Consider the following 5,041-nt stretch of genomic DNA (forward strand, 5'->3'; position numbering starts at 1 on the left):
AGAAGCCTCCAGCATTATCTATTAATATTTAAATGATTGTAAACATAAAAAAACCAGCTTTATAAAAATAAAGCTGGGTGATGAATATATTTTTGCTTATAATTTTTATAAATATTGGTATACCTCTAGGTAGAAGTGATACAATAGTTAAAAAAAACAGTATAGGTTTAATTATAAATTGACTTTTAAACACTTTAAATAACATTAAATTATTGTAATTATACCTGTGTTTATAGTTTGGGTAATTTTTGAAAATCTTTGATTTAAAACTATTGAGGAAATTTAAAGATATTTCTAGCACTACAATTTTTTGTTGAGTCTTTTCTGTTGTATCTGTTTTGATAATATATTTACCAAATCCACCATTGCATATAATATTTTTTGAGACATCTTCTGTTTCTACAGCATACCTCAATATTTTATTTGCTAATTTAATTGGAACATTTATAGCACTATAAACCCTACATAAGTGACTTTTTAACTGAATTACTTGACTTTTTGTTTGAATAGAATAAGTATTAATATTTGGACAGGGAAAACAAGAAAAAATATTTAAAAATAAAGAAATTGACATAAAAACAGCAATTATATTTTTGTCAGCGATGGTAATCTTAAAAATATTTTCCATTGTTTTAAATTATTCCGCCTTATTTGCAAATCACATCTAAAACAATTAAAAAAACTTAACATTAACAACATTTTACTAACATACAATAGCTTATTTATATCAATTTTATAATAAAAATACAATAAACATAACTTTAATAAATTTAAAGTCTCTAAAACCCCATAAGTGAAGAAAATAGCTATTGCAACATCAGTGTTAGTTTATGTATGAAATTTTTAACTAACATTCCATAACGCTCCCTATATTGGTTTTATATTTTGTATAAAATATAACTTGACCTTTTCATAGCTCAAGTTAGGCTTTATTTTTGCTAAAATTAATAATGTTTTATTAAACCTAAGGGAATTTTAATGTTTTTTTATGCTGACCTACACATACATTCAAAATATTCACGAGCAACCAGTAAAAGTTGTAACTTAGAAGAACTTGCTATCTGGGCTCAAAAGAAAGGGTTGAGCTTAATATCAACAGGTGATTTTACACATCCAGCATGGTTTAAAGAAATAAAAGAAAAACTTGTTCCTGCTGAACATGGTGTTTTTAAATTAAAAGATGACATTGAAAAACAAGTTCTAACAAACAACTATCACTTAAGATTCTTGTTATCAGTTGAAATTTCAACCATATACAAAAAGGGTGAAAGGACAAGAAAAGTCCATCATATTGTATTTGTTCCTGATTTTAAAAGCGCAGAAAACTTAAGACAAAAACTTTCTGCCATCGGGAATATAGTTTCTGATGGCCGTCCTATACTCGGATTAGATTCAAGAGATCTCCTTGAAATAACTTTAGAATCAGGCGAAGGTTCATATATAGTTCCAGCGCATATTTGGACGCCGTGGTTTTCAATATTAGGTTCAAAGTCAGGGTTTGATTCAGTAAAAGATTGCTATAGAGATCTTTCAGACCACATCTTCGCATTAGAAACTGGACTGTCCTCAGATCCAGAAATGAATTGGCGAGTTTCTAGTCTTGATAAATATAGACTAATATCTAATTCTGACGCGCATTCACCTTCTAAACTTGCTCGTGAAGCTACAGTTTTTGATACAACTCCAGACTACTTTGCTATCAGAAAAGCACTCCAAACTGGTGAAGGATATGTTGGCACTGTAGAATTTTTCCCTGAAGAAGGTAAATATCATGAAGATGGTCATAGAAAATGTAATGTTTGTCTAACTCCTGAAGAAACAAAAAAACTTAAAGGAATATGTCCCGAATGCAATAAACCTCTTACAATAGGAGTTATGCATAGAGTTAACGAGTTAGCTGATCGTAAAGATCTCGTAATTCCAAAAACCGCAGGGAAAGTATTTAGCCTTGTCCCTTTGCAAGAAATTCTATCTGAAATTATGCAAGTCGGTGGCTCTAGCAAGTCAGTAAATATTATTTATGAAAAACTAATACAAAAATTGGGATCTGAATTAGATATTTTAGGGAATATCCCTATAGACGAAATATCAAAAAACCATTCTTCTTTACTTGGAGAAGCGATTTCACGATTAAGGAAAGGAAAAGTTATAAAACATGCAGGATTTGACGGCGAGTATGGTGTCATAAAGTTATTTGAACAAAAAGAGCTAGAAAGAAATAATTTTACAAACTTGATGTTTGATATGAAAATACCTGCAAAGCCGTTAAAGAGCGAAAAAAAGCCTGTCAGATTACCTAAAAAAGAACTAGAAATAGCAGAGCAGGAATATCAAAGTTATAACTTTGATATTCCTGCTCTAGAAAACAAAGAAGTATTATCAGGTCTTGACGAATATCAGTTGAGCGCAATAAAAAATGCTAATAAACAAATTTTAATAATCGCAGGGCCTGGATCTGGAAAAACTACAGTATTGACAAAACGTATAGCCTATATGGTCTTAGAAAATAATATTGCCCCTGAAAACTTTCTTGCGATAACATTTACACGTAGAGCAGCTCATGAGATGAATGATAGACTTAATATATTTCTTCCTAAAAACTATAGAAACATTAATATTCATACATTCCATTCTTTATGTTTTTCTATTTTAAAAGAAAATCATGATAAAGCAGGGATAAGTCTTAATTTTAAAGTAGTAAGTAACCACGAAATGAATTTATATAGAGAAGAATCTCTATCAGAAAATATTTTAAGTTTTGACGATTTGATAATCCTTACAATAAAACTTCTTAATGATAACCCCGATATTGCTAAGTCATATAAAAATAGATTTAAATATATTTCAGTTGATGAATATCAAGATATCGACGCTAGACAATATGAGTTAATTAGACTACTAGCTCCTTCCGATGGAAATTTATTCGTAATAGGGGATCCTAACCAAGCAATTTATGGGTTTAGGGGAGGAGATTTGAAATTTTTTGAAAGTTTTTCTAAAGATTACCCTCTCTCTAAAACAATTAGTTTAAGAAATAACTATCGCTCTACTGGAACTATTGTCAATGCCTCAAACCAAATTATTAGCTCATATAATATAACAGCAAAATATGACAAACCTCATGAAAAAATTACTATACATACGGCTCCAACTGAAAAATCAGAAGCAGAATTTGTGGTCAAAAGTATTGAAAATCTAATTGGAGGGCATAGCTTCTTTTCTATTGATACTAACAGAGCTTCTGGCGAGGAAACTAATGTTTCGTTTGCTGACTTTGCTATTTTATACCGTACATCTTCACAGCTGAAACCTATAGTTGAAGCACTTCAAAAATCTGGTATGCCTTTTGTAAAGTTATCTAATGATCTATTATGTGACAAAAAACCAGTCATAAAACTACTAAACAAATTAAAAAATGATGGACCTGTTATATCGCAAATCAATAAGCTTGGCGATGAATTTAAAGAATCAATTGACGATAATATTCTCAAGTACATCATTAAACTGGCACAGACCTATAGAACGAAAAATGAATTTATTCACGAAGTTTCTCTTTTATCTGAAATAGATACTCTTGATCAAAGAGCTGATAGAATTTCGTTATTGACGTTGCATTCTTCAAAGGGACTAGAGTTTAAATGCGTTTTTATAGTTGGAATGGAAAATGGGATTATTCCTTTTTACCGAGCTCAAAAAGCTTGTGAGATTGAAGAAGAAAGACGTTTATTATATGTTGGTATGACAAGAGCGCAGCAAAGATTATTCCTAACTCGCTCTGTAAAAAGAAAATGGCTGGGAACTTATAAAAATTTAAAAATTTCGCCTTTTTTAGAAAAAATTGAAAGCGAATTGTTAAGATTTAGTAACCCTGAAAAGACATTTCAAGCAAAACAAAAATCTTTTCAGCTTGATTTATTTTAAAAGCTCAATTCAGTGAAATAAGTTTACTATTTTTAGTATAGTTTAACAATCAAAATTGCAAGACCGTTAGGGTCAAAGACAAATGCCACTTGTACTGGTTATACAGGCAAACCGCATGAAAGGAAAAGATAGTTAGTAAAAGGTCGGCTTTTTATTCATTTTTTCTGACCTTTTCTTTTATAACCCTAACAATCTTCAATATTACTCAATGACCACTTTCTTATTATATTCATATTTTCTGCATTGATGTCCTGCTCTTAAATTTCAAATACCAAAAATCATCTCATTAAAATAAAAAATTGCAACAGACTAAACATTTTGTTATAATTTTTTTATGACGAAATTCGGTAAAACTATTATTCGCGATGGGGCATATCCAGAAAAACACGAATTAGAAACGGCTTGGTTCGCAAGGATGTTGAGTTTTTGGTTCCTATTTGTTCAAAAGGTATTCATACCGCAGATATTGTTATGGACGGCATTACTTGGGAAATCAAATGTCCTACTGGAAAAGGAAAAAGGACGATAGATAACAATTTTAAAACAGCATCTAAACAATCCGCAAATTTAATTTTTGATTTAAGAAAAATCAGATTGACTGAAAAACAATGTCTGGCTAAACTCAAAATAGAGTTAAAAGCAAGAAACAATATTAAACGATTGCTTGTAGTATCCAAAAACAACATAATACTTTGACATAAAAAAATAATTTTACTATACTTTTAACACAAGGTGGGACGCCACTACCGGATGGTAGAGGCCAGCCCATCTTGCCTTTTTAGGTTTAAAATAAATTTCTACACTTTAGTCACGGAGGGCGCAACTCTTCTGAATTGCTTGGGTTTCGCCTTCTCTATTTGAATGTTTGGTGCTTAGACATAAAAAATACACATCTGGTATGAGTGTGCGTTCAACTGACTTGATCGTTTGGGTTACCCCTTTCCTCTTTTTTTATGAGTGCTTTTTCTTTTTTTTCGTTAAAATGGTCAAGTCAGAAGAGAATATTATTTTACATAATATACATTAATTATGTAAAATAATATTCTAAAAAGATGTTTAGATATAAAGTCAGGTCTTATTGAACTTATAAATACTCAGTGTTAAAATAAGCACCAAATAT

At 30.4% G+C, this 5,041-nt stretch carries 3 protein-coding genes; 2 read left to right on the top strand and 1 reads right to left on the bottom strand.

Translation table 11 applies throughout. The annotated features are described in order from the left end of the window. Nucleotides 1-28: 28 nt before the first annotated feature. Complete coding sequence (locus LBD57_RS01900; protein ID WP_373469654.1) at nucleotides 29-628, bottom strand: hypothetical protein; 600 nt, start codon at nucleotides 626-628, stop codon at nucleotides 29-31. Nucleotides 629-978: 350 nt separating this feature from the next. Between LBD57_RS01900 and LBD57_RS01905 the strand changes: the two genes are divergently transcribed. Next, nucleotides 979-3,921, top strand: coding sequence for a UvrD-helicase domain-containing protein (locus LBD57_RS01905; RefSeq protein ID WP_373469655.1), 2,943 nt, complete (start codon nucleotides 979-981; stop codon nucleotides 3,919-3,921). Between the two features lie 402 nt (nucleotides 3,922-4,323). Continuing rightward, complete coding sequence (locus LBD57_RS01910) at nucleotides 4,324-4,617, top strand: hypothetical protein (RefSeq protein ID WP_373469656.1); 294 nt, start codon at nucleotides 4,324-4,326, stop codon at nucleotides 4,615-4,617. The last annotated feature ends 424 nt before the right edge of the window (nucleotides 4,618-5,041 follow it).

It is taken from the genome of Candidatus Endomicrobiellum cubanum (assembly GCF_031278955.1).
Classification (GTDB): domain Bacteria; phylum Elusimicrobiota; class Endomicrobiia; order Endomicrobiales; family Endomicrobiaceae; genus Endomicrobiellum; species Endomicrobiellum cubanum.

Bases quoted from the DNA above. Each gene is read 5' to 3' on its own strand.
- LBD57_RS01900 (WP_373469654.1), bottom strand. From the start codon at position 628: ATGGAAAATATTTTTAAGATTACCATCGCTGACAAAAATATAATTGCT.
- LBD57_RS01905 (WP_373469655.1), top strand. From the start codon at position 979: ATGTTTTTTTATGCTGACCTACACATACATTCAAAATATTCACGAGCA.